The sequence below is a fragment of the Ferruginibacter sp. genome (assembly GCF_028288465.1).
Classification (GTDB): domain Bacteria; phylum Bacteroidota; class Bacteroidia; order Chitinophagales; family Chitinophagaceae; genus Ferruginibacter.
This window is the reverse complement of the sequence record NZ_JAQBNR010000015.1, coordinates 329,331-350,254: the sequence shown is the minus strand read 5'-3', so window position 1 is coordinate 350,254 and position 20,924 is coordinate 329,331. Positions and strand designations below refer to the sequence as shown.

Below are 20,924 nucleotides of genomic sequence, written 5' to 3'. Positions count from 1 at the left end.
TGGGCATTACCGGATAGCCGAATACTGGTTAATTAAATTTGTATTTGTACCAGATACCATATTTACACTAAATTGTATCAAACTTCATCCAATGCAAAAGAATAAGAAATTGGTAAAAGCGCCACAAAAAGAAACGACCTTAATCAAAATTGCCGGAGCAATAGGAACAATCGCCGGCAAGATATCCAATCAAAAAGACCATTTAATTGAAGCAGCCGGTAATGCCGTTGAATCGGTGAAGGAGGCAGTCAGTGATCTTGTTTCAAAAGTGGAACCAGCTGCGGGCAATGTTCCTAAAAAAGTAGCAAAGAAAGCTACCAAGAAAATAATTAAACCGGCAGCTAAAAAACCAACAAAATCAGTTGTAGTAAAAAAAGCCGCCCCGGCTAAAAAAAGAGTTGCAAAACCTGTAAAAAACGCCGTTAAAAAAAATAGCCCGAAAACCACCAAAAAGAAATCATAGGTTATTACCACTGGCGGCTCAACGGGCTTTTGCAGTATGGCTGAGGATGCTGCGCAGGGCCGGGTATGTTCGTTGCTCAGGCAGTACATAACGTCTCTTCATATTGCACCCGCCCGGGAGGAGACGTTGCAGATGGAAATTGAAAACGCGGCAAGCGTATCCGTTACAATTCAGCCCCGCAAAACTTACAAAATTTCGCATTCACATCATGCCCTTCCCGGCCACAACTTAAGCAGGCGTCGGCACGGGTTTCTTTTTTCCGCATTGCTACTGCCATTTCATTGGTGAGAATGCCGGTGGGTACTGCAATGATGCCATAGCCCATCAGCATGATAAGACTCGCAACAAACTTACCGGCAGGTGTTACCGGTGAAATATCGCCATAACCTACTGTGGTAATAGTAACGATTGCCCAATAGATGCTATCGGGTATACTATCAAATCCATGCTCTCCTTTTTCTACCAGGTACATGACAGACCCCATAATGATTACCAGCGTTAATACTACCAGCATAAAAATGCTGATCTTGCGCAGACTGCCTTTTATTGCGCCGCCTAAAAACTGCATCTCTGATAAAAAATGCGAGAGTTTAAAAATGCGGAAAATGCGCAACAGCCGCAATGCCCTGAACACCAGCAGCGATTGGGCACCGGCAAAAACAATGCTTAAATAAGAAGGAATAATGGCCAGCAAATCGATCATGCCCAGGAAGCTGAAAACATATTTCCACGGCTTTTTAATGCAGATCAGTCTTAAAATATATTCAATTGTAAAGAGGGTTGTAAAAATCCATTCCATGGTGAAGAACAACCGCCCGTTCAGCAAATGCCATTTACCAATGCTGTCCATCATAACCACCACAATGCTGGTAATAATGAGTACGAGCAGGGAAACATCAAAAGCTTTACCTGCTGCGGTATCCGACTCGTAAATGATCTGATGAAGCCGGTATTGCCAGGATGATTGTTGTTCTTTTTCCATATGCATAATTTGTTCAATAAAGATACTCCAGGTATATTACAATCTCCTCCGCATTTAACATGCAGCTAGTCTGCATCAAAACTGCACTTATGATAAATTTAAACTCCAAAATCAGATCGCTCTGGCGGGGTAAATAAACGGCATCAATCATGAAAAACAGCCGGGTCTTCTTTTCCAGGCAATTGTCCTTTGTCTTCCTTCTCATCTTGCTCAATAGCAGGGATGGCATCTGAAAAAATTAAACCATTTTGAGTTGCATGTTTGGCAGCTTCCACCGTGTTTTCTACTATCATCATGTCCACCCCTGAAGACCGGAGTGATTCTGATACCGCTACTGCCAGTTTTTTTCTTTCAGGCAACTGAACATCCCTGATATAAATGGCAAGCATGCGACCCGGAAACTCTTTTACTACTTCCTGGTAGATTACCGGGTCATCCTGGCCACTGTCACCAATCAACACAAAGGGAAGATGCGGATAAGCTTTCAGTATCTGCCTGATCTCTTTTAGTTTGTGCCCCATATGTCCGTTGTCTGCAGGGGCTTTCACATCCAATCCAAAATCACGCAGCAACAGCGGGCCTGCTGGTATGTTATTCAGGTCGAGAAAATCTTTCAGCAGGTCGTACAGGTTCCAGGGACTGCTGCTTACATAAAAAAACGGATTGTTGCGTTTACCATTGCGGCCAAGTTGCAGTGCATTGTAAAATTCAGCCACACCTGCAAATGGTAATCTTGTTCTGGCATTGTTTAAAAATGTAGCCCTGCTCATTGCAAGCAGACTGGTGGCGCCGGTTTCTACAATGGTATCATCTATATCGCTGATGATGCCATACTCCGCATCCGGCGGCGGAATCATTACTTCAGCCGATGCCCTTAAGCCTTTGATAAAAGGCATGGGTGCACTTACAAGTTCCAGCGGTATTGGATGCCACAACACCCCGTTTATGATTGGCGTCAGCGGCTGCACGTTCAGCACAAAATAGCCTTCCTTATCAGTCACTATCTCATGCGTTTCATTTGCCAGCAAAACATTCAGCCGGGCACCGGGTACTTCATCACTTTCAAAACGTTTATACATGTTGAGAAGATTGTTCAATACGGTATCCTTATCGGTGGCGGCTTGTATTTGCTTGTCTTCCAGTACACGGCCTTTGATATACAAATTACCGGCGGTGCCATAACTGCGGTAGGGCACAATCTGCACGGGATCGTTCAGGCCCAGTTTTGTTTTAAAGCTATAACGCAGCGCATCCCATTTATCTTCCAGTTCCGATGCAGATTTTATGAAGACCTCTTTCCAGTTTGACATAGTACATATATTCTGATATCTAAAGTTAGGTTAGTTTAAATACCGGGTCAGCCTTGAATACTGTTATGGGTGGGTGCATGGCTTATGTTAACAGCACTATTGGTACCCAATAATTGTTAACGCATATGTTTGTCTGGCATCAAACCTGTCAACGTGTTTCCGACCCACTATCGGAAACTTTTTGTCCCGGTAAACTATTTCGTGCAGATCTGAATAAACGCTGTTACGCTGTCGTAGGATGTAAGTTAAACTTCATTTAAGGCGGTGTACGAATTGCGATGGCTATTGTATTTAAAGTCGCTGGCTTTCACTTTTATTTGTACAATAATTCATTTTGCTATAGGTCGGTGGAGTGAAAATCATGAGTAGAATAAGTAGACAAATTCAATCTAATTAAAATCGCTTATCGAGCGAGTGATTTATGGGATATATAAGGATCGGGTAATTACATAATTTCCTCCCCAGCATCCTAACAGAGTGTAAATTTGGTTGGGGTCTGGAATTTGGGGTAATGGACGAGTATCACAAACCATTGGTTTGTTATTAAACGTATAATACACACGAATATTTCTATTTGGCCCACCCGGTTGACCGCTGTTATTAATCATTGCAGCCCAGCCTTGATTACACGTTTCGTTAGGCAGATGAACGTTTCCCACGGATACATATTTGATTGAATCATCTTCAACAGGGCGGGATGTGTATGATACAGTAATAAATAAAACTGCTAGAAGGATTAAGAATATTTTTTTCATCGGATAAATTTTTATTTTATAATTATTGTTGAGTCTTGCTTTAATTTTGGCTTTTCTCTCGTATCTATTCTCCATCTGTGACCCTTGGTCGTTACTTCATGATCTTTGCCATATTTGTTTGCCGCATCCTGGGTGTCTACCCAGGGACATAATGCACCATCTCCATCCGTACAAACAGCCATGTATTGATATACCGGTTGGTTCTGATTCTTAAAACCAATTGCAGAGGTATTTAATACCAGCTGAAAATTAACAGTCACCATTAGAATGGACGATAATAATAGTTTAAACATGATGTTACGTTTTTGGTAGTTAAGATTAGGCTACTATGTGAGTTTGAAGAGGAAAGCTCAGGAAGATAAATCGTAAATCAAAGTACAAATATTTTATAAAAATTCAAATCAAAACTCAAAAACTTTTTTAATCAGAATTCTCTGATGTTTTGGTTTATGAATTTGCAAAAGAAGGTATGAACAAAAAAGCCGGAACCAATTTTATGAATGGAGCAGTAAGTGTCTTTCTTTCCAGCAACGTAACTTAATGAGCTTTTGCAGCCTGGCTGAGGACGTTGCGTCGGATTGATTACACTCATTGCTCTGTAGTACGCAACGTTCCTGGCCAACGCACTGGCCCGGGAGGAGCCCCGACACCCTTTGGCGAACGCAGACTTCACTTCAGTAGACCACATGCGACAATGGGGATATTTTTATCTCTGTGAAGTTTATAAAAAAAATATTATCTTTCTAACCGAATGCTTCCCGCCCGGTTTATCCGCTCCTCCTGAAATGATCTATTATAACCTCGTGAAAATATTCTCTTTTTTTTATTTTAACCTTAAAAAAATTTTTATGAAAAAATGGACTGTAACACGCGTGTTATTTACTTTCTCTTTTGTTCTGTTTTTCGCTTGTACCAATTCAAAAACAGAGCCCCTTGCTACCACCTCAAACACAGCAACTCCCGCTACCGCCGATGCCAAAAACAATTTTGGTGGTTTTGAAAGCCAGGTAAAATGGGGTGAATCCATCGTTAAAAACGCTGGTTGTAACGATTGCCATACTCCTAAAAAAATGGGACCCAACGGACCTGAAGATGATATGAGCCTGTTGCTTTCAGGCCATCCTGCGCAAATGCCCCCTCCTGATTTTGACGCGAAAGAAGCTGCAAAAAAGGGGTTGATTGTTACGCAATCATTCACATCATGGACCGGACCATGGGGTACAACTTATGCCGTAAACCTTACTTCCGACGCATCGGGTATCGGCGGCTGGAAGGAAGAGCAGTTTATAAAAGCGCTGCACGAACGCAAATGGATGGGGCTTGACAACACGAGGCCACTCATGCCACCTATGTCACTGATGCCTGCAACCAAAATGAGTGATGATGAACTGAAAGCCATTTTTGCTTATTTAAAAACAACAACACCAGTTAAAAATATTGCACCACAGGCTGTATTGCTGCCACCACCTGCTGCTAAATCCTGATCATCACAATGATTGAACGCTGCATATGCCAGAACAAGAGCAGCTATAGCTTTTTCCCCGCTATTGTTCTGGCATGTCAAACAGGGTATTTGATTTAATTTGTTTCGTACGCCACGAACCGTAACGATGAGACACTTCTTTACAGCAGAGTCTCTCATCGATCCTTGCTTCTTTTCAGCAACGTACCTTAACGGGCTTTTGCAGCATGGCTGAGGACGTTGCGTCGGATTGATTACACTCATTGCTCTATAGCACGCAACGTTCCTGGTCAACGCACTGGCTCGGGAGAAGACGTTGCTGCGAAGGGAAAACAGAAAACCCAACACCGCAAAACTTACTATTTATAAAACGTTGTTGACTAATTTTATTTTTGTTTAAATTAGTATTCCATATTTATTTATGAAATGCAAGATTCAGAAAAAATTGATTAGCGGTGTTTGTAATCAGAAATTGGCACTTGTTTTTTTTATGACAATAACCAGTGTTATGTGCAAACTCCACGCACAAGCGCAGCAGAAGGAATGCGATATTCGATTGAACGCCACAGTTAGCTCAACAGGCAATCTTACCAACGACGGAAAGGGAACATACTACACTGGTAAAGACTGGATTGGCGTGTGGTTGAATCCAACCCGATGGCCTGATCAGGCGTTCCATATTTGCATGAATTGGCCGTTTAACTTTTTCAAGACCTGTGACAGTGCCACTGCCCCGGCTCCCACTGGCACCAGGGGCAATCGCACTCTTTTGCATCATATCACTAACCCCGTGCCGGGGGGAGGAGGAAAATCATTAGGTGTTTTTACTGGTCCTGGCGGGGGAAATGATATTGCGATATCGAAACCTTTAACTGCTACTATAAACAGCTTTACTGATATGACTATTGGTACTTCCCTGTCGCCCTTATCAACAGAGGTTCGCTTTTGCAATTCAGACTGCACCGAGTACTTCAGTATACTTTTCGGGAATAGCAGCGTAATGCATCATCCTGGTATAAACGGCGCAGGAAGTACAAGGCCGATCGTTTCCCGCACTTCGAATACAACCTGGACGATCAGTTTCCCGCCAGGAACGGTTGGAAGGCTGTGGAACCGAACACCTGAAGTTCCAACATCAGAACTCTACTATTATGAAGGGAGCCTTGAAATTAAGAAACAGTAATCGCAAGTGATATTTAACCAAGTTGGCATTCGCCTTTCCAGCAACGTTTCTCAACGGGGGTTTTGCCGCATGGCTGAGGGCGTTGCGCCTGGCCGATTACACTCGTTGCCACGTAGTACGCAACGTTTTCGCTGGCTAATGCACTGACTTGTTAGGAGACGTTGTCGCGTAGGAGTTGCTACATAGTATGCAGCGTCCTCAATAACGCACCGGCTCTAAAGAAGACAGCTGGGAAGGAACATGCTGACCCTTTCATGAATAAAAATGAGCACCGGCAATTACCTGCATGTGACTTTCGCAGCGAAATTATTTCTTACTGTAAGGCTCCAGGACAACAAGCTCTCCCCGGGTCTTGGGACCACCAGTGAAAGCTCCGCCATCTGTTACCACATAAAGGGTATTAATGTCGTGTGGCGACTTACCAAAAATGGCATCTGTAGCGCCATTGATATGCTGTTCCATTTTTCCGATAATCGTTCGCTCACCAGCAGGTGATATTTTAACAACTGTATTGTAAGGATGAGTAGTTACAAATAAAGAACCATCCTGACCTATAGCAAAGTCATCACCCGGGATACCCGTGGCTATAACTGATGACTTACCCAACTTGCCTTTCTCATCAACAGTGTATTTAAGCAGTGTGGTACGATCAGATACAGTTACCAGGAGATCACGCCCTTTGAAATGTAATCCATTGGCTCCGGGCGCCAGTGAAATAAACGGCCGGGCCAGTAATGCAGGGTCACGCATTGCTTCTTCTAAACTACCAGTCTTGGGATCGATTCGCCATATTACACCAAGCTGGCTGTCTGCCGAATAAAGCATACCATCTGGCCCTTCATCCAAACCATTGGGCCATGCACCTTTAGGAAACTGAACTATTTGAACCGGCTGGTTGCTGTTATTGATGCGCCATATACAAGATGTTGCTCCGTGGCTGGTGAGATAGATTGATTTGTCAGGTGCTAAAAAAGGAACACCAGATGTATTTCCCATTGGGGTCTTGAATAAAATATGCTCTGAGCCATCTGATTTTCGTTCAATCAACTCTCCTTGTGCAGTGTGATAATAATCGCCTCTTGAAAAATCGATATTCCGGTTTCCTGATAAATAAAGAGTCCCATCATCTCCTGCAGCAATTCCTTCAAACCACAGGCCTTCGTCGTAGGTTTTGATAACACGGGCCGAACATATATTTAAAGGTAGTTCGTCCGCTTTAGGCAGGGCTATCACTTTGAGGCCAAGCGGTTTCGCAATACCAACTGTAACGGATAAGATCATTAACAAAGCAGGCAATGCCCACAAATTGGAAAGCTTTACATGGGCAGCTTTAAATACCAAAGGAATGGCAGTGGCAAAAGCTATGCAAGATGCAAAAAAGACAAGAAAGGGTACTGCAATACCTGCCAGGTTTGCAATAAAAGCAATCCACAAAAATACAGCCTGCACAATGCGCCACCCACGTGATTTTGGAATGATGTTTTCTGACTGCTTAAACAGCTTCAACCGAAAGGAAATAATGGAAGCGGCGATTAATAGTGCCAAACAAAGTACTAACTGAAATGAAATAATAAGGATGTTCATGCCTTTAATTTTTTTTCAAAATTAGAAGCAGGCAAATAAAAACTACTAAACAAAAGATAAGAAATAATGCGTTCAACATTATTTAAAATCAATGTAATGATGGAGGTTGTTTAGGGATGGATTCGCTTTCTAATACGCGAAAGTGACACTGGCGTAATGCCTATAAACTGTGCAATGTATTGCAGTGGGATGCGTTGTACAATGGCTTGCCCGGATTCTAATAAATCAAGATATCTTTCTTCAGGTGTTTTTATGATAAATGATTTTATGCGGTCTTCAAAAAGTACATTAAACCGTTCTGCTATTAACCTGCCCAATCTTTCCATTTTACAACACAGCAAAGGATGCTCTAACATAGCCTGCATGTGCTGCTTCGAAATGGTTATTAAAAATGTTTCTTCCAGCGTTTTGATATCGTATAAAGAGGGTTCGCCTGTAAGATAGCTTTTTAAAGCAGTAACAAAGTTGTTCTCAAAAGTAAAATATCCTGTTATTTCTTCTCCGTCAACGATACTGCAATAACGCACCGAGCCCTTAAAAATAAAACCCAATTCTTCACAAATTTTCCCGGTTGTTACAAAACATTCATTCCTGTCAAGTTTTTTAATGTTGAGAAAGTCAATAAATACATCCCATTCTTCATCAGTGAATGTAATGTAACTTTTAATTTTCTCTCTATATAAAGGTAACAAAATGGCTTTTTCCAATTCTTCGGCTTTACTTAAATAAACAAATAAATCAATCTTCCTGTAATGCAATGTTACATCGGGTGATATGTAAAGTATTATTCTGTTAAACTATTTATTTATTTTGGGAGCAAATACAGACACAGTAGACTATCCTTTTAATTTTAGATGATCAAAACGATTGTATACAATATCGTAGCTGTTTTATCAGTCAATGAAATCCGTTCGTTGCAAGTGAAGGTGATAACAAACATCCCGCTGTTATAGAGTATGATGCGCTTAACCGGCATGGGATAAAGATAATGCTGGTTTTGAACAACTCCTATAAACGTAGTCTAATTTTAAACAGGTTATCCCCCCGTAGTATGCAAGGGTTCGCTAGCCACGTCTCGCAGCGGGCTATGCAGTATAGCCGGGGACGTTGCGCCGGGCTGAATATGCCCGTTGGTCCGGAGTACCGCAACACCCCTTGCTAACACACCGGCCCGGGAGGAGATGTTGCGGAGAAAGAGCAGTTTTACCACGGTAGCCGCATTGAGCTTTATTAATCCTGCACTGTCGGTCGTATAACGATATCTCCAACATCTACGTTGTCTGGTTGCGAAATAGCATACATTACCGCATCTGCAATAGCCTTTGGAGGAATTCCGATTTCGTCCATTCTTTGCTGCCCCGCTTGTCGCATCGCCTGATTTTTCAGATTACTGATAAATTCAGTTTGTACAAAACCTGGTGAAATGCCAGTGACCCGGTATTTTCCGTTTGATTCTTGCCGCAGAACTTCCGTAATTGTCCTGATCGCATTTTTAGTTCCGGCGTAAATCCCCTGCAGCGGAACGATTTTTATTCCCGATGTGGAAATTATATTAATAAAATGACCATACCCTTGCTTTTTGAATATGGGCATAGCCGAAGCGATTCCATACAAAACCCCTTTGATATTGACATCAATCATATCTTCCCAACCTTCAACATCAAGTTCGTCAATCCGGGAAAGTTGACTTATTCCTGCGTTGTTAATCAATACATCTATTTTTCCAAATTTAGTCAATGCAAGTCCTGCAAGATTAACCAGGTCATCCCGCTTTCTTACATCAGTAACTATGTATTCAACTACGCCATTGGATTCCCTGATCCGCTCAGCTAAACTTTCCAGGCGGGTTTCCCTTCTTGCACCAAGCACAACTTTAGCTCCTTCTTTAGCCAATGCAAGTGCTATCGCTTCTCCAATTCCGCTGCTGGCTCCTGTAATGATAATTACCTTGTCTTTAATACTATTTTCCATACTTAGCTTTTGTTAATTAGTTGGGTTGTTTAAAAATGGGCAGCAACATTCAATCCAATGTTACAGGCTGTGGCTTTTTGTAGTTCGCCGCTTGTAGTTGTCAGGTTGTTTCACGCTACAATACGGAAGCATTTACTCCCGCTTGGCGCAAGGCCGCAGCGTTGGTAGTGTGTTCTGGATATCCTTGTACCATTGCTGGTTCTGTAAAGTAACACTTCTCAATAATTTAACAGGCTTTTTGTTGTGCCTGAGCTGTTAATATGATTGCCGCAATGAGTGCATTATTATTGTTAGTGCATTTGTTGTCTGGCGAAAGGATAGCCAACGCTCCTGCCCCGCCCTGCACCCTTGTTTCAACGCAGAGACTTCACTTCAGCAGAACGCCTGAACCAAAGGGGGGATGTGATAGAAACAACTCAGTTGAGGTTGCTGATTACCCGTATCAGTTTTTCTTTTACTTCAGCTAAAGAAGCAGATAATGCTTCATTGCCAACTGCCAACATGGAGGCTACGGGATCAACGGCTGTAACTTCAATTTCTCCGTTTTCATGTTCTTCCACAACAACGTTGCAGGGAAGAAAAACACCGATCTTATCCTCAGCCTGTAATGATTTGTAAGCAAATTGCGGATTGCAGGCTCCAAGGATTTTATACTTTTTGAAATCGACATCAAGTTTCTTTTTCAGGGTTGCGCTGACATCAATTTCAGTTAATACGCCAAACCCTTCTTTTTTCAGTTCTTCTGTTACCTGTTCTAAGGCTTCTTCAAAATTTTTACCGGCAAGTACTTTGTTAAAATAGTAACTCATTATGTGTTTTTTTATGGGTGAAAAATCACCAGTAAATTACTTCAATTGATTGATCCATGGATCAATTACTTTCTTTCCAGCAACATCTCTCAACAGGTTATTGTAGCAAGGCTGAGGACGTTACGCCGGGCTGATTTTGTTCATTGCTCCGTAGTACGCGACGTCCCTGGCTAACGCAATGGCTGAGGAGACGTTGCTACGAAGGAAAAGCCTGAGTAAGAGTTATGCCACCTCTATGACGATTGCCTTACAGCCAGCATGCAAGTGTCCGCTGTAACCTTCACTAGCATGCAAGAACAGTAGTTTTTGACAATAGGTACCATTATCACATCATTTCATCGGTGGTTCATTGGCCTTCATCTCTCTTACACATACCTGACTGCTCTTTGCAGCCTTTTCTTCTTTCTGTTCACCACCTGATTATTACTAAACAAGCACCGGGAGGCGGTTTACAGCCTCCGCTTGCACAGCGACTGTGCCAGGCCTTCTACCATCTTTTATACAACATTCGTATACCGGCATATCTTTCGGTAATCGATTCACGAAACACCCTGCGCCAATGGAGACAGGCAGGTTCGCATACAAACCAATCCCCGTTTAAAACGGGGATTGGTTAAGGACTGCAGCAAGAGGAACAAAAACTGGTGATCCTGGTTTTTCCTGGTTATGTTTATTCCTTTATGATTTTTTGGGTCGTACTGTCATCTAATTTTAAAATATACAGGCCGCTGGTGTACCTGCTCATATCGATTGTAAGTGTGGGCTGGCTGATGATTACCCGTTGTAATATCTTGCCACTTATATCTGTTAACACCGCGGTAGTACCTGTTAATGATTTGCCGGTGCTGATGGTAAGTACGTCATTTACCGGGTTGGGATAAATACGGACAGAGGTATTTTTTGCCGACAACCTTACAATACTGCTGTAATTGTATGTTCCGTCAATACCTGTTTGCTTAACCCTAAAATAGGTGATGCCTTGTAAACCCATCCTATCAGTAAAGCTGTACTGGTGATCGCCATTGCCTTTACTGTTGATGGTGGCCAGGCCGGCGAAGTGGTTACCATCAACACTCTTTTCGATGGAGTAGACGGCAACACTATTTTCATTTACATGCCAGCTGATTGTTGGCTGGTCTTTTTCGTTTACACTTCCTGTTATACCCAGCCAGTGCAATGGCAGTACTGTCAGGGATGACTCTGTAAAAAATCCACTAAAGCCGGTCACATTAAATGACACCTCCCACCTTGAAGCGATACTGTTCCATACAATAGCCGTATCAGCCGGGTCAATAAGCGTGGAAGCTCCGGAATAGGAGGCAGGCAGCCCTGTGCCATCGCTGCTGGCACCGGATATTTTATGAACGCGAAGGTTCGATTTGCCTGCAGCATCTGTACTGTTAACGGGTAGCTTTATCAAATTCACCGCGTTGAAATCATCAAACTCGGCCTGGGTAAAATACAGGGTAATGCTGCCGGTTGCGGCGCCTGCATTATTTGCCGGGGTAATTTCATAGTGCCGCTTAACATAGGTTGGGGGCTGGCTGCTTTCAATCCATACTTTGGCGGTGGTATTACCCAAAATAGTGTAAAGGTTGCTGCCATCAATTTTTACTATTTCAGCAAGACAACTGGTATAATCCATAACGGCTGCGGTTTGTACCAGGGAAACCGTTGTAGCTGACGTGGGCAATGTATTAAGGGCAGCAGCACCATTGGACTCATAGGCGCCTATATCTCTCGATCCGTTCCTGGTGTTGTCCAGTATATCGGTGGTTACCGCTATGCCGGAACCCGCTTCTGTAGCTGCACTGCTGCAAGGAATGCGTAATCCATCATCAGCGGTACGGTTAATATTATCTGCCCCGTCTGGGTCGGCGGCATTTACAAAATGGGGATCCGTGGCATAAATATTTGCCGCTGCCAGAATGCCGAGGTCGTATGATCCGCTTCCTGAAAAACTATACTCTGCACCAGGCAATTGAAGCAGGTTGGTGGTGAAGGTATTGCCCGGTGTACCGGCTTCAAAATAATCTGATCCCGGAACGGTGGCATCAGTGCCCTTTTTATTATCCCAGAAAAGGTTGTTCCGTAATTGAAAGTTTATACATCCATTGGTATATAAACCACCACCACCAGCAGAAGCTGTATTTCCCTGCAACGTGTTATTCGTAAATACATCATTAAAATCGCCAACTATAAAAGCGCCGCCACCACTGGCAGTTGTGTTTTGTGTAAATACAGCATTGACACAAGTGATTGTGTTAGCGGAAGAATACAGCCCACCGCCGCCTGTTACCGATGTATTACCAATGATACTGTTAGCCGTTAGCGTATCAATACTGTTGATGGCATAGATACCACCTCCAGAATTGCCTGCCGTATTGCTACCAATAGTAGTGTGATTAATATTGGTACCGCTCCCGTTGATATAAGCGCCTCCCCCGTTGCTGGTTGCTGTATTATTGGTGATGCTGTTATTCATCAATGTATTGGTGCAAAGCACCATATACAACCCACCCCCGGTTGTTGCCGTATTATTGCTGATGATGTTATGTATAATACTATTTGAAGTGGCTGTTAATAATCCGGGGCCACCAATAGTACCAATACCAGCTCCGCTTGCAGCTGAATTACCACTTATGAAATTGTTAGCAATATCATTTTTACCATAACGGGTATAAATGCCGCCACCGATATTCCTGGCGATGCTTAAAGTATGTACGGTTAGAAAAGTATTATTATCCGCTTTGCCACCGGTTATTGTAAATCCATCTACTGTAGCCGTTGGCGTTATAGAGGCGGCAGATGCTATCATCACCACGTGATAGGCGTTGTCCGAAGCATCATTCACCACGCCGATATCACCGCTGAGTGTAGTGGTGTTAGCCTGCACATTCCGCTGGCCGCCGCCAGGTGGAAAACCTCCATATAACTTCAGGCTGTCACGCAGAAAAAAGCATACATCCCGGCCATCGGCAGTGGTTATAGGGATGCCATTTTCATAAGGTTTTTTAGTGGGTTTGTATATGCCTGTAGCTACATTGATGGTGGTAACAACGGGACAGTTTTGCGCCACAAACAATGCTTCATCCAGGGTTTTAAATGCGGTGGACCATGAATAACCGGAACCACTTGTACTTACGCCGGCATCAACAAATAAGGTGCTGCTGCCAGAGCAGATGAACCACTCATAAGCTCCCAGATCGAAAGGTGCCACACCACGGATGGCATCAATGATATCGGTAGCCGGAGCCGTCACGGAAAGAGCGCCCCCGTTGATAGCAGGACTTCCGGCTTGCAGCCTCAATCCATCATCTGCCGTGCGAAAGATATTGTCAGCACCATCAGGATCAGCAGGATTTACAAAAGCAGGATCCGTCGCAAAAACATTTCCCGAAGCGGCCGTACCGAGGTCGTAAGAGCCGCTCCCCGCAGTGCTGTAATTACTTTGGATCAGTTGCAGCAGGTTGTTGGTAAAAGTATTGCCGGTCGTTCCGCCTTCAAAATAGTCTGACCCCGGTAAAGTGGAATCCGCATTTATTTTATTAGCCCAGAAAATATTGTTCTGCAATTGAAAGTTTAAACATCCGTTGGAATAGAACGCACCGCCATGTGCAAGCGCAACGTTGGCATGAAAGGTATTATTGGTGAATACATCATTAAATTCAGTGGTCGCATACATAGCCCCTCCGTTGTTAGACGAGTTACCATTAAAAATATTATTGATACAGGAAGTAGTGCCTGAGTTGAGATATGCGCCGCCGCCATTGGTTCCTGAAGAATTATTGGTAATGCTGTTGGCCGTTAACGTACTAACCGCTCCGTTGGATATATAAAGGCCGCCACCATTACCCGCCGAATTATTGTCGAAACTATTATGGCTGATGGTGTAGGTTCCGCCGTTTATAAAAATACCGGCGCCATTGGCGGCCAGCTGTGCATAGATGTTGTTATTCAAAAGCGTGTTGGTGCATAAAACCATGTAAATGCCTGCGCCATTGTTGCCGGTATTGCCGGTGATGATATTATTGGTAATATTATTTGAGGAACTCATGAGCCCACCCGGGCCGCCGATGGTTGCTATGCCCCCGCCTGCTGTTCCGAAATTGCTGGTGATGGTATTGTTGGCAATGGTGTTTGTTCCATAGCGGGTATAAATGCCGCCGCCAACATTTCTCGCAATGTTTATTGAATTTACTGTAAGCGAGGTGTTGTTATCTGCATAACCGCCCTCAACGGTAAAACCATCCAGTGTGCAGGCAGGTGTAATGGAGGCGGCTACGGCAGCAACTACTACATGGTAACAGTCATCGGAGAATGTGTTGGCAATGCCGATATCCCCGCTCAGTTTGGTTACGTTAACCGCAACATTACGCTGCGCCAATGCCGTCTCCGTTCCGTTGAAACCGCCATACACTTTTACCCCATCTTTTAAAAAGAAAGTCTTGTCCCGCGGGTCTGCGGGCGTGGTGTTTCCCAGCGGATCTTCTGTTGGCAGATAAGTGCCGGCTTTTACCCAAACCTCATCTCCTGCCGTCGCCATAGTGATGGCGTTTTGCAAATCTTTTTTAGCTGTAGCCCAACTGGTTCCGGCGCCTGCATTATCAGCTTTGGATGCATCCACATAATAAACAACCTGGGCATTTAAAGTAGCGCTGCAGCATACGAGTAAAAACATAACGGCAAAGTATAAGCGCCTTGTTCCGTTAGCAAATGGTACTTTCTTCATAATAATTAATTTATTGATTAACCTGTTTTTGCATGAGTTCTTTATCCATCACGTTTACCTTTTGCTGGCTGATCCAGATAGCGTACAGAATGGCCCCGATCAGCATAAGCAACAGCGCCAAAGCCAGCCGAAAATAAATGCGGTGATATCTCCTTTTCATGTTGGGACACAAACTTATAAGGCAGCGGGGAGCCACCCTAAGAAAAGGCGCTGCAACCGGCTGCAATAAGCGCTGCAATGCGCTGCAACAGGTGCAAAGCCTTACTGGTAAGGGATTTTTTTAGCGGGGAACTACAACTGTTTTATAAACTCTTCCAGGCCGGTATCGGCGGAAATATCCAGTTTTTGACGCAGGCGGGTCTTGTTACCCCTGAGGCTGCTTACACTGATGCCCTGCATAGAAGCCATTTCTTTATTCCCGAGGTTGAGTTTCATCAATGAGGCAAGCCTCATTTCGGATTGCGTAATTCCGGGCGAAATTGCACGAAGGCGTGAGAAGAAGTCGGGATGAATTTTTTCGAATAAGTCTTTAAAACGTTTCCAGTCAGAATCGGTTAGCAGCGACTGGTGTATCAGTTCATCAACGTTGGTAGTGGTTTGTTGCTCCAGTGAAAAAGTTAGTTTTTCTATCTGGTCGTTTTTTTCCAAAAGCAGCTGGGTAAAAGTTTGTAGTTGTTCATGGGCAGATTTTTTTTCCGCTTCTGCAATTGCTGTTTTTTGTTTTGCCAGCCTGGCATTTAAACGCTCGCGACTGTAAAGCAGCAAGCCTGCCAGCAGGGACGCCAGCAAAGCCACCACCAACAGGTTGCGTCTTTCAACTTCTGCTGTACGTTCTTTTTTTAAAATATGATATTCGTAATTACTTTTTTCAAACGCCAGGCGAAACTCAACCAGTTGAATTTATTACGGCTTATTACCTGGTGAACGGAATCAAGTATCCTGTAGTGTTCATCAAGGAAATAGTCGGCAGAATCGTGACGATTCAACTTCCTGTAGCAATAGCTTTTTACTTTGTAAATTAAGATGCGCCGCTGCGGATCCGGGGCCCGGTCGCTATAATCCGCTGCGGTAGCCAGTTGCAGGTGGCTGATGGCTTGTGCCTGCCGGCCGTGATTGAATTCGTATTCGCTGATATAAGCCAGTGTTGACGCCGCATTTCCCCATTCTTTATATTTAAAAGAGGAGTCATAATTTCTTTGCCAGTAAATAATGGCTTTGTCGTCTTCCCCTTTTTGATGCAGCGCCATGCCCATGTTGCCCAACATAATTCCTTCCCATACACCCCATTTTTTCCGGGCGGCATAAGCCTGCCCTTTGTTGAAATAATAAATGGCAGAATCGGGGTTGTTAAGTTCCAGGTAACTTAACCCGGCATTGTTATATGCGGACATCACTGTAATGGGAACTAAATTGGATTCAATATCGTAATTGCTTACGCAAAAGTTGATACACTGCCGGTAATTTTGGGTACGGTAAAGGGCATTACTCACCGCAATTTTATTAGCCACGATAAAATCTTCGTTGTAGCCGAGTTTTTCAGAAAGTTCCACCGTTTTCAAAAGATAAAAAATGGCGGTATCATAATTGTTCATCCGCAGGTAGGCGTCTCCCAGAAAAAGACAACAACCCTGCATAATATAATCGTCTTCAGTATTCCTCGCACCCGAAACTGAGCGGTTTCCCCAATACTCCCAGCCCTCGTTATCATACAGCGAATCGTACACGCGGCAGTACATACTCTTCAACAGGCTCATCCTCGCTGAAGTTTTATCGCTGTTATTTACTTTTTTATCATCGTCCAGTGCATGAATGATTCCCTTAACTTCTGATGGAGGTTTTTGACAGATAGCATCCCACAAAAAGCGGTTGGCAGCATGTATTTTATCAAATGGCTTTTCAAAAAGAGCACGCCAGGTACGCATATCACCTGGCTGGGCAAATGTTCGTTCGCCCGTTGATACAATTAAAAGCAGCAATAAAGCAGGAAAGCTGTTTTTTATTCCCATAAACTAACCAGGAGTAGGTTGTAAAAATAGATTTTTTTCTCAGCAATTGTGGCAACACGAAGTGGAAGAAACAGGATGCGGTTTGCAGGAGTTTATTGCCATCTTTAGCAGTAGTTTATATTGTGCCAATTGTTGCATCCCGGTAACAATAATTGCTGAATTGAATTTGAGAACTTCATTCACCCTATTTGCCATCGCTTGTTAAAACCTGGTTCGGGAACATCCAACTGATCATGCTACATCCGGAAAATAAAATGAAATGCTTTCCCGGGGTCATTAATTCCGATTATTGCTTCCGTGGCAGGTGCCTCTCCTATCACCGAAACCTGGTTCTTCCCGTGGTCTGGTGTCCGCTTCGGTTAGAAGACTTCGCCAAAATGCGTTAGTATGCCGAACGAATCTACCAGCCCTTCGTAAAACCGGTCCGTTGTAAAGTTTTATCCCAACCACTGCAGGCTGTTGATGACAATCATTTTATTTTTATCCGGCTGTAACAAATGCTGCAATTGATGGATGATTATTGTCCAAAAATAAACTTCAGTTAATCCGGTGTACGAATTGCGATGACCGTTGTATTTAAAGTCGCTGGCTTTCCCTTTTATTGGTAAGTTATTTCATTTTGCTACAGAGCGGTGGGGCGCAACCTTGGTGATTGAAGCGTTGACACCAACCACGGAAACAATCATAGATGCGTAACCAGCCACGTTTCGCGTGCCACGAACCGAGGCGAAGAAAAAGACATTTCATAATTCGATGTCTTTAACTGATCGAAAATTTACTGTAAAATTACAGGGGTTAACGTTACGGGACCTATTAACCCCGCAGCTTTTGGTTGCCATTTAATGGGAGTAAATAATCCATCTGCGCCACGGTTTACCGCAAGCTTTGCAGGGAAGTTGGTGTTGTAAAATTTCTTCCACTGAAGACCCTGCTGCTCAAGATCGAGTATCCTGTTGGGCATGCCATTGGTGACTGTTACCTGCAATAAATTTTGCTGTTTCAATACTGCAGCATCAATGGTTAGTTGAAAAGTTGGTCCGATTAATGTTGCCAGTTTTTTATTGTTGAGCCATACTTCAGCAGTTTCCTGAACATTGCCGAGATTCAGCACAAATGCCTTTGCGATGCCTGCAGGGCGATCAAATGATATACTGTAGGTGGCGGTGCCACTAAATTTTTTCACCTCTTCACCGGCCAGTTCCGTCCAGGAGCCAAGCGCTGTTCTTTCAGTTTTTGCAGGAAGCGAAGGACCTCCTTTTATAAATTGTATCGTCCAGTTGCCTTCTATTTTTACTGGTTCGCCGGAGTCTTTGTAATAGGCATATTGTTTGCCGGTAATGGCGGATGTTGCTGTCTGTAAAATACAGCTTTCGCCGGCTTCCAGTTGCAGGTAGGTTTCTACAACACCGTTGCGCACCCTTGTTTTTGCAAGACCGTTGTTAACCGTCATCGGGTTAAACAGTGCTATGTTTTTTTCAGTGGTTTGCAGTGGCACCCATGCTGCAACAGCCTGCTTACCCGGATTGCTGATAAAGTAGTAATGACCGCCGTGGTAGCTTCGCCGGTTATATTGCAACCCCATATCCACCAGTTTTTCCCGCTGCACTTTTGCTGTTGCCATCAGTTCATCCAGGTTATCGCCGGTTAAAAAATATCCTTTCCCCACCGGGGCAATTTTTGATCCACTACCTGTGTTTGTAAAGTTTAAAGATGCGATGATTGCGTTTAGTTTTTCCTGCCTTTGCTGTAATTGAAACAGTCCAGGTATATCATTGGGTATATGATGATGAAACATGATTGTTGCACCACCTGTTGCCAGGTCAACCAGTTGTTGCATCGTTTCCAACGGAATGATTTTAACATCACTTAAAAGAATGGTTTTGTAATCACGCTTAGCCGTTTGCAATAATTCTCCCTTTGATTTCACCTGCTCTATCACCTGCTTGTCAGAAATAAGATCAAAGGAAAATCCCTTGTTCAGCAACCATTCTGCGGTTTCCTTAAAGATCGTTTTTTCAAAACCTTCCATGCCATCAAAATGATTCAGCATATCCCGACCGGGTTGTGCATTTTTATCATTGAAGGGGAAGTAAAGCAATACATCATTATCTGGTTTGCCCTGTTGTAAAAAGCTCTGGCAGCGGGTTACATAATTATTGAGTGTGCCAAAATCTTTCCAGAAAGGATTGGCCGGTGTAAAATGAACAGCAGCATAAAAAAGCCATCCTGGCCATGGATCATTTTGAGGGGAGTAACTGGTGCCATGCCAGAACACATGGTTTACACCGCCAACAAAATATTTATCTACGGCTTGTTTCACATCGCCCAGTGATGATTGAAAATGTTCGTTGAGCCAGGTAGCCGTTTCAGATGAAGCCAGTGGCTTGCCCATTATATTTGCTGTTGAAGTAGCAAACTTAAAACGTACAATATCTTCACCTTCGGTTTCAGGAATATCCACTACAGCATAGCAATCAAGAATATTTGCCGGTGACCCATGCGACTGGTTTCGTACCAGTTTTTTTTGACCGGCAGCCCAATGCTGCCACGGTTTGGTAAAATTATCCAGCACCAGTTCTGAAATTGTTTGACGGTAATCGCTCAAGACCCGGCGACTTATCTCAGTAGAATCCCTTGCAAATAATTGTGGCAAATAATTTTTAATATCGTAGCCGCGGCGCAGCTTAAATTGCCCGGTAAAATCAGGTGTCCAGTTGCTCTGTCCCCTTGCATCATCTACTTCGTAACTATCATTAAACCAGGCACGGATACCGCTAATATCTTTGTTCTTGAATACGGTGTCAAACTTATCCAGGTAATGCTTTAAGGCATCTGCATTGAAATGATCGATCACATCTCCTTCACCACCCGGCGCTGCCCGCTCAACCATTTTGCCATGCCACCCAATAAACAAGGCGGTAAGTTTCCAGTTGCCGGCGGGTGCCGTCCAGTTTAGTTTTCCGGAAGCATCTACTTTTCCTGTCAGTTCAATAATATCGCCTTTATCACTATAGGCCATCAAAGTATTCAGGGCCAAAGGCATTTCGTAACGGAGCTGGTCAAACGCATAGGACTGCAGATTTTTATTGGTAGCAACCGGGTATGACAATGTTTTGATATCAACGGGTGCGCCGCTGACAGTTCTTACCAAAGCTGGCTGTGTAAACCTAACCGCTTCGTTCAACTGCTCTCCTTCTTTCAGGCTGTATGATTTTACATTTATGTTTTTGCAGGCATCTGCCGGCGTTACCCATGGCCCGCCAAACGGCCAGCCGGTGGCGTTGGCCAGATCAATACCAAGGTTCAATCGTTTGGCTTCTGCCAACGTATGTTGCAACATCCGGATCCATTTGGGTGAAAGAAAATCAATGAATTTATCTTCTGCCCCTTTTACGCCGTAGATGGGTGTTATTTCCAGTCCGCCCAGGCCTGCCTGTTGGTACAACTGCATGGCAGCGGTTAAGCCGGGCTTATCTACAGCGCTTCCCTCCCACCACCAGCGGGTCCAGGGTTTGGTGGTTTGGGTGATGGGTGGCCATTTTATCTGGGCCTGCGTATGCAGGCCAAAGCAACATACAACCCATAGAATTAAACCGCTTTTTTTCATGCTAACAAATTAGACTTCACTTCAGTAGAACGGTTGCGCCAAAACGGGGAGGCCTGCCGT

16 protein-coding genes are annotated in these 20,924 nt (G+C 43.8%); 3 read left to right on the top strand and 13 right to left on the bottom strand.

Annotation, left to right across the window (positions count from 1 at the left end; all coding sequences use genetic code 11):
* The first annotated feature begins 91 nt into the window (after positions 1 to 91).
* Complete coding sequence (locus JWR61_RS06515) at positions 92 to 463, top strand: hypothetical protein (RefSeq protein ID WP_301927029.1); 372 nt, start codon at positions 92 to 94, stop codon at positions 461 to 463.
* A 163-nt stretch (positions 464 to 626) separates the two neighbouring features.
* On the opposite strand, the gene JWR61_RS06510 is transcribed toward JWR61_RS06515, so the two are convergent.
* From JWR61_RS06510 to JWR61_RS06495, 4 genes are all read right to left on the bottom strand, one after another.
* Complete coding sequence (locus JWR61_RS06510; RefSeq protein WP_301927028.1) at positions 627 to 1,445, bottom strand: ion transporter; 819 nt, start codon at positions 1,443 to 1,445, stop codon at positions 627 to 629.
* Positions 1,446 to 1,588: 143 nt separating this feature from the next.
* On the bottom strand, positions 1,589 to 2,755 hold the full coding sequence (locus tag JWR61_RS06505) for an App1 family protein (protein WP_301927027.1): 1,167 nt from the start codon (positions 2,753 to 2,755) through the stop codon (positions 1,589 to 1,591).
* A gap of 419 nt (positions 2,756 to 3,174) precedes the next feature.
* The gene (locus JWR61_RS06500; RefSeq protein ID WP_301927026.1) at positions 3,175 to 3,510 is read right to left on the bottom strand and encodes a hypothetical protein; all 336 of its coding nucleotides are present in this window, start codon (positions 3,508 to 3,510) and stop codon (positions 3,175 to 3,177) included.
* Between the two features lie 11 nt (positions 3,511 to 3,521).
* On the bottom strand, positions 3,522 to 3,803 hold the full coding sequence (locus JWR61_RS06495; RefSeq protein ID WP_301927025.1) for a hypothetical protein: 282 nt from the start codon (positions 3,801 to 3,803) through the stop codon (positions 3,522 to 3,524).
* Between the two features lie 555 nt (positions 3,804 to 4,358).
* Between JWR61_RS06495 and JWR61_RS06490 the strand changes: the two genes are divergently transcribed.
* Complete coding sequence (locus JWR61_RS06490; protein ID WP_301927024.1) at positions 4,359 to 4,994, top strand: c-type cytochrome; 636 nt, start codon at positions 4,359 to 4,361, stop codon at positions 4,992 to 4,994.
* Positions 4,995 to 5,480: 486 nt separating this feature from the next.
* Positions 5,481 to 6,155, top strand: coding sequence for a hypothetical protein (locus JWR61_RS06485; RefSeq protein WP_301927023.1), 675 nt, complete (start codon positions 5,481 to 5,483; stop codon positions 6,153 to 6,155).
* 306 nt (positions 6,156 to 6,461) lie between these two features.
* On the opposite strand, the gene JWR61_RS06480 is transcribed toward JWR61_RS06485, so the two are convergent.
* The 9 genes from JWR61_RS06480 to JWR61_RS06440 all read right to left on the bottom strand — a co-directional run bounded on the left by JWR61_RS06480 (position 6,462) and on the right by JWR61_RS06440 (position 20,864).
* On the bottom strand, positions 6,462 to 7,739 hold the full coding sequence (locus JWR61_RS06480; RefSeq protein ID WP_301927022.1) for an SMP-30/gluconolactonase/LRE family protein: 1,278 nt from the start codon (positions 7,737 to 7,739) through the stop codon (positions 6,462 to 6,464).
* A gap of 110 nt (positions 7,740 to 7,849) precedes the next feature.
* Positions 7,850 to 8,446 (bottom strand): Crp/Fnr family transcriptional regulator, encoded by a 597-nt coding sequence (locus JWR61_RS06475; protein WP_301927021.1) that lies wholly within the window; start codon positions 8,444 to 8,446, stop codon positions 7,850 to 7,852.
* A 523-nt stretch (positions 8,447 to 8,969) separates the two neighbouring features.
* A complete protein-coding gene (locus tag JWR61_RS06470) occupies positions 8,970 to 9,710 on the bottom strand; it encodes an SDR family oxidoreductase (RefSeq protein ID WP_301927020.1) in 741 nt (246 codons plus the stop codon).
* Between the two features lie 416 nt (positions 9,711 to 10,126).
* Entirely contained in the window at positions 10,127 to 10,519 is a 393-nt protein-coding gene (locus JWR61_RS06465) for a DUF302 domain-containing protein (protein WP_301927019.1), read from the bottom strand.
* Positions 10,520 to 11,189: 670 nt separating this feature from the next.
* Positions 11,190 to 15,251: a right-handed parallel beta-helix repeat-containing protein gene (locus JWR61_RS06460; protein ID WP_301927018.1), complete on the bottom strand. Its 4,062-nt coding sequence runs from the start codon at positions 15,249 to 15,251 to the stop codon at positions 11,190 to 11,192.
* A 10-nt stretch (positions 15,252 to 15,261) separates the two neighbouring features.
* Positions 15,262 to 15,411 (bottom strand): hypothetical protein, encoded by a 150-nt coding sequence (locus JWR61_RS06455; protein WP_301927017.1) that lies wholly within the window; start codon positions 15,409 to 15,411, stop codon positions 15,262 to 15,264.
* Positions 15,412 to 15,542: 131 nt separating this feature from the next.
* A complete protein-coding gene (locus tag JWR61_RS06450; RefSeq protein ID WP_301927016.1) occupies positions 15,543 to 16,046 on the bottom strand; it encodes a hypothetical protein in 504 nt (167 codons plus the stop codon).
* A 44-nt stretch (positions 16,047 to 16,090) separates the two neighbouring features.
* Positions 16,091 to 17,257: a tetratricopeptide repeat protein gene (locus tag JWR61_RS06445; RefSeq protein ID WP_301927015.1), complete on the bottom strand. Its 1,167-nt coding sequence runs from the start codon at positions 17,255 to 17,257 to the stop codon at positions 16,091 to 16,093.
* A gap of 775 nt (positions 17,258 to 18,032) precedes the next feature.
* The gene (locus tag JWR61_RS06440; RefSeq protein ID WP_301927014.1) at positions 18,033 to 20,864 is read right to left on the bottom strand and encodes a glycosyl hydrolase; all 2,832 of its coding nucleotides are present in this window, start codon (positions 20,862 to 20,864) and stop codon (positions 18,033 to 18,035) included.
* Positions 20,865 to 20,924: the final 60 nt, after the last annotated feature.

What these genes read in the sequence shown, in the direction of transcription:
- JWR61_RS06445 (WP_301927015.1), bottom strand. Translation starts at nt 17,257, where the DNA reads ATGGGAATAAAAAACAGCTTTCCTGCTTTATTGCTGCTTTTAATTGTA.
- JWR61_RS06470 (WP_301927020.1), bottom strand. Translation starts at nt 9,710, where the DNA reads ATGGAAAATAGTATTAAAGACAAGGTAATTATCATTACAGGAGCCAGC.
- JWR61_RS06440 (WP_301927014.1), bottom strand. Translation starts at nt 20,864, where the DNA reads ATGAAAAAAAGCGGTTTAATTCTATGGGTTGTATGTTGCTTTGGCCTG.
- JWR61_RS06495 (WP_301927025.1), bottom strand. Translation starts at nt 3,803, where the DNA reads ATGTTTAAACTATTATTATCGTCCATTCTAATGGTGACTGTTAATTTT.
- JWR61_RS06510 (WP_301927028.1), bottom strand. Translation starts at nt 1,445, where the DNA reads ATGGAAAAAGAACAACAATCATCCTGGCAATACCGGCTTCATCAGATC.
- JWR61_RS06515 (WP_301927029.1), top strand. Translation starts at nt 92, where the DNA reads ATGCAAAAGAATAAGAAATTGGTAAAAGCGCCACAAAAAGAAACGACC.
- JWR61_RS06500 (WP_301927026.1), bottom strand. Translation starts at nt 3,510, where the DNA reads ATGAAAAAAATATTCTTAATCCTTCTAGCAGTTTTATTTATTACTGTA.
- JWR61_RS06460 (WP_301927018.1), bottom strand. Translation starts at nt 15,251, where the DNA reads ATGAAGAAAGTACCATTTGCTAACGGAACAAGGCGCTTATACTTTGCC.
- JWR61_RS06490 (WP_301927024.1), top strand. Translation starts at nt 4,359, where the DNA reads ATGAAAAAATGGACTGTAACACGCGTGTTATTTACTTTCTCTTTTGTT.
- JWR61_RS06455 (WP_301927017.1), bottom strand. Translation starts at nt 15,411, where the DNA reads ATGAAAAGGAGATATCACCGCATTTATTTTCGGCTGGCTTTGGCGCTG.
- JWR61_RS06485 (WP_301927023.1), top strand. Translation starts at nt 5,481, where the DNA reads ATGTGCAAACTCCACGCACAAGCGCAGCAGAAGGAATGCGATATTCGA.
- JWR61_RS06465 (WP_301927019.1), bottom strand. Translation starts at nt 10,519, where the DNA reads ATGAGTTACTATTTTAACAAAGTACTTGCCGGTAAAAATTTTGAAGAA.
- JWR61_RS06505 (WP_301927027.1), bottom strand. Translation starts at nt 2,755, where the DNA reads ATGTCAAACTGGAAAGAGGTCTTCATAAAATCTGCATCGGAACTGGAA.
- JWR61_RS06480 (WP_301927022.1), bottom strand. Translation starts at nt 7,739, where the DNA reads ATGAACATCCTTATTATTTCATTTCAGTTAGTACTTTGTTTGGCACTA.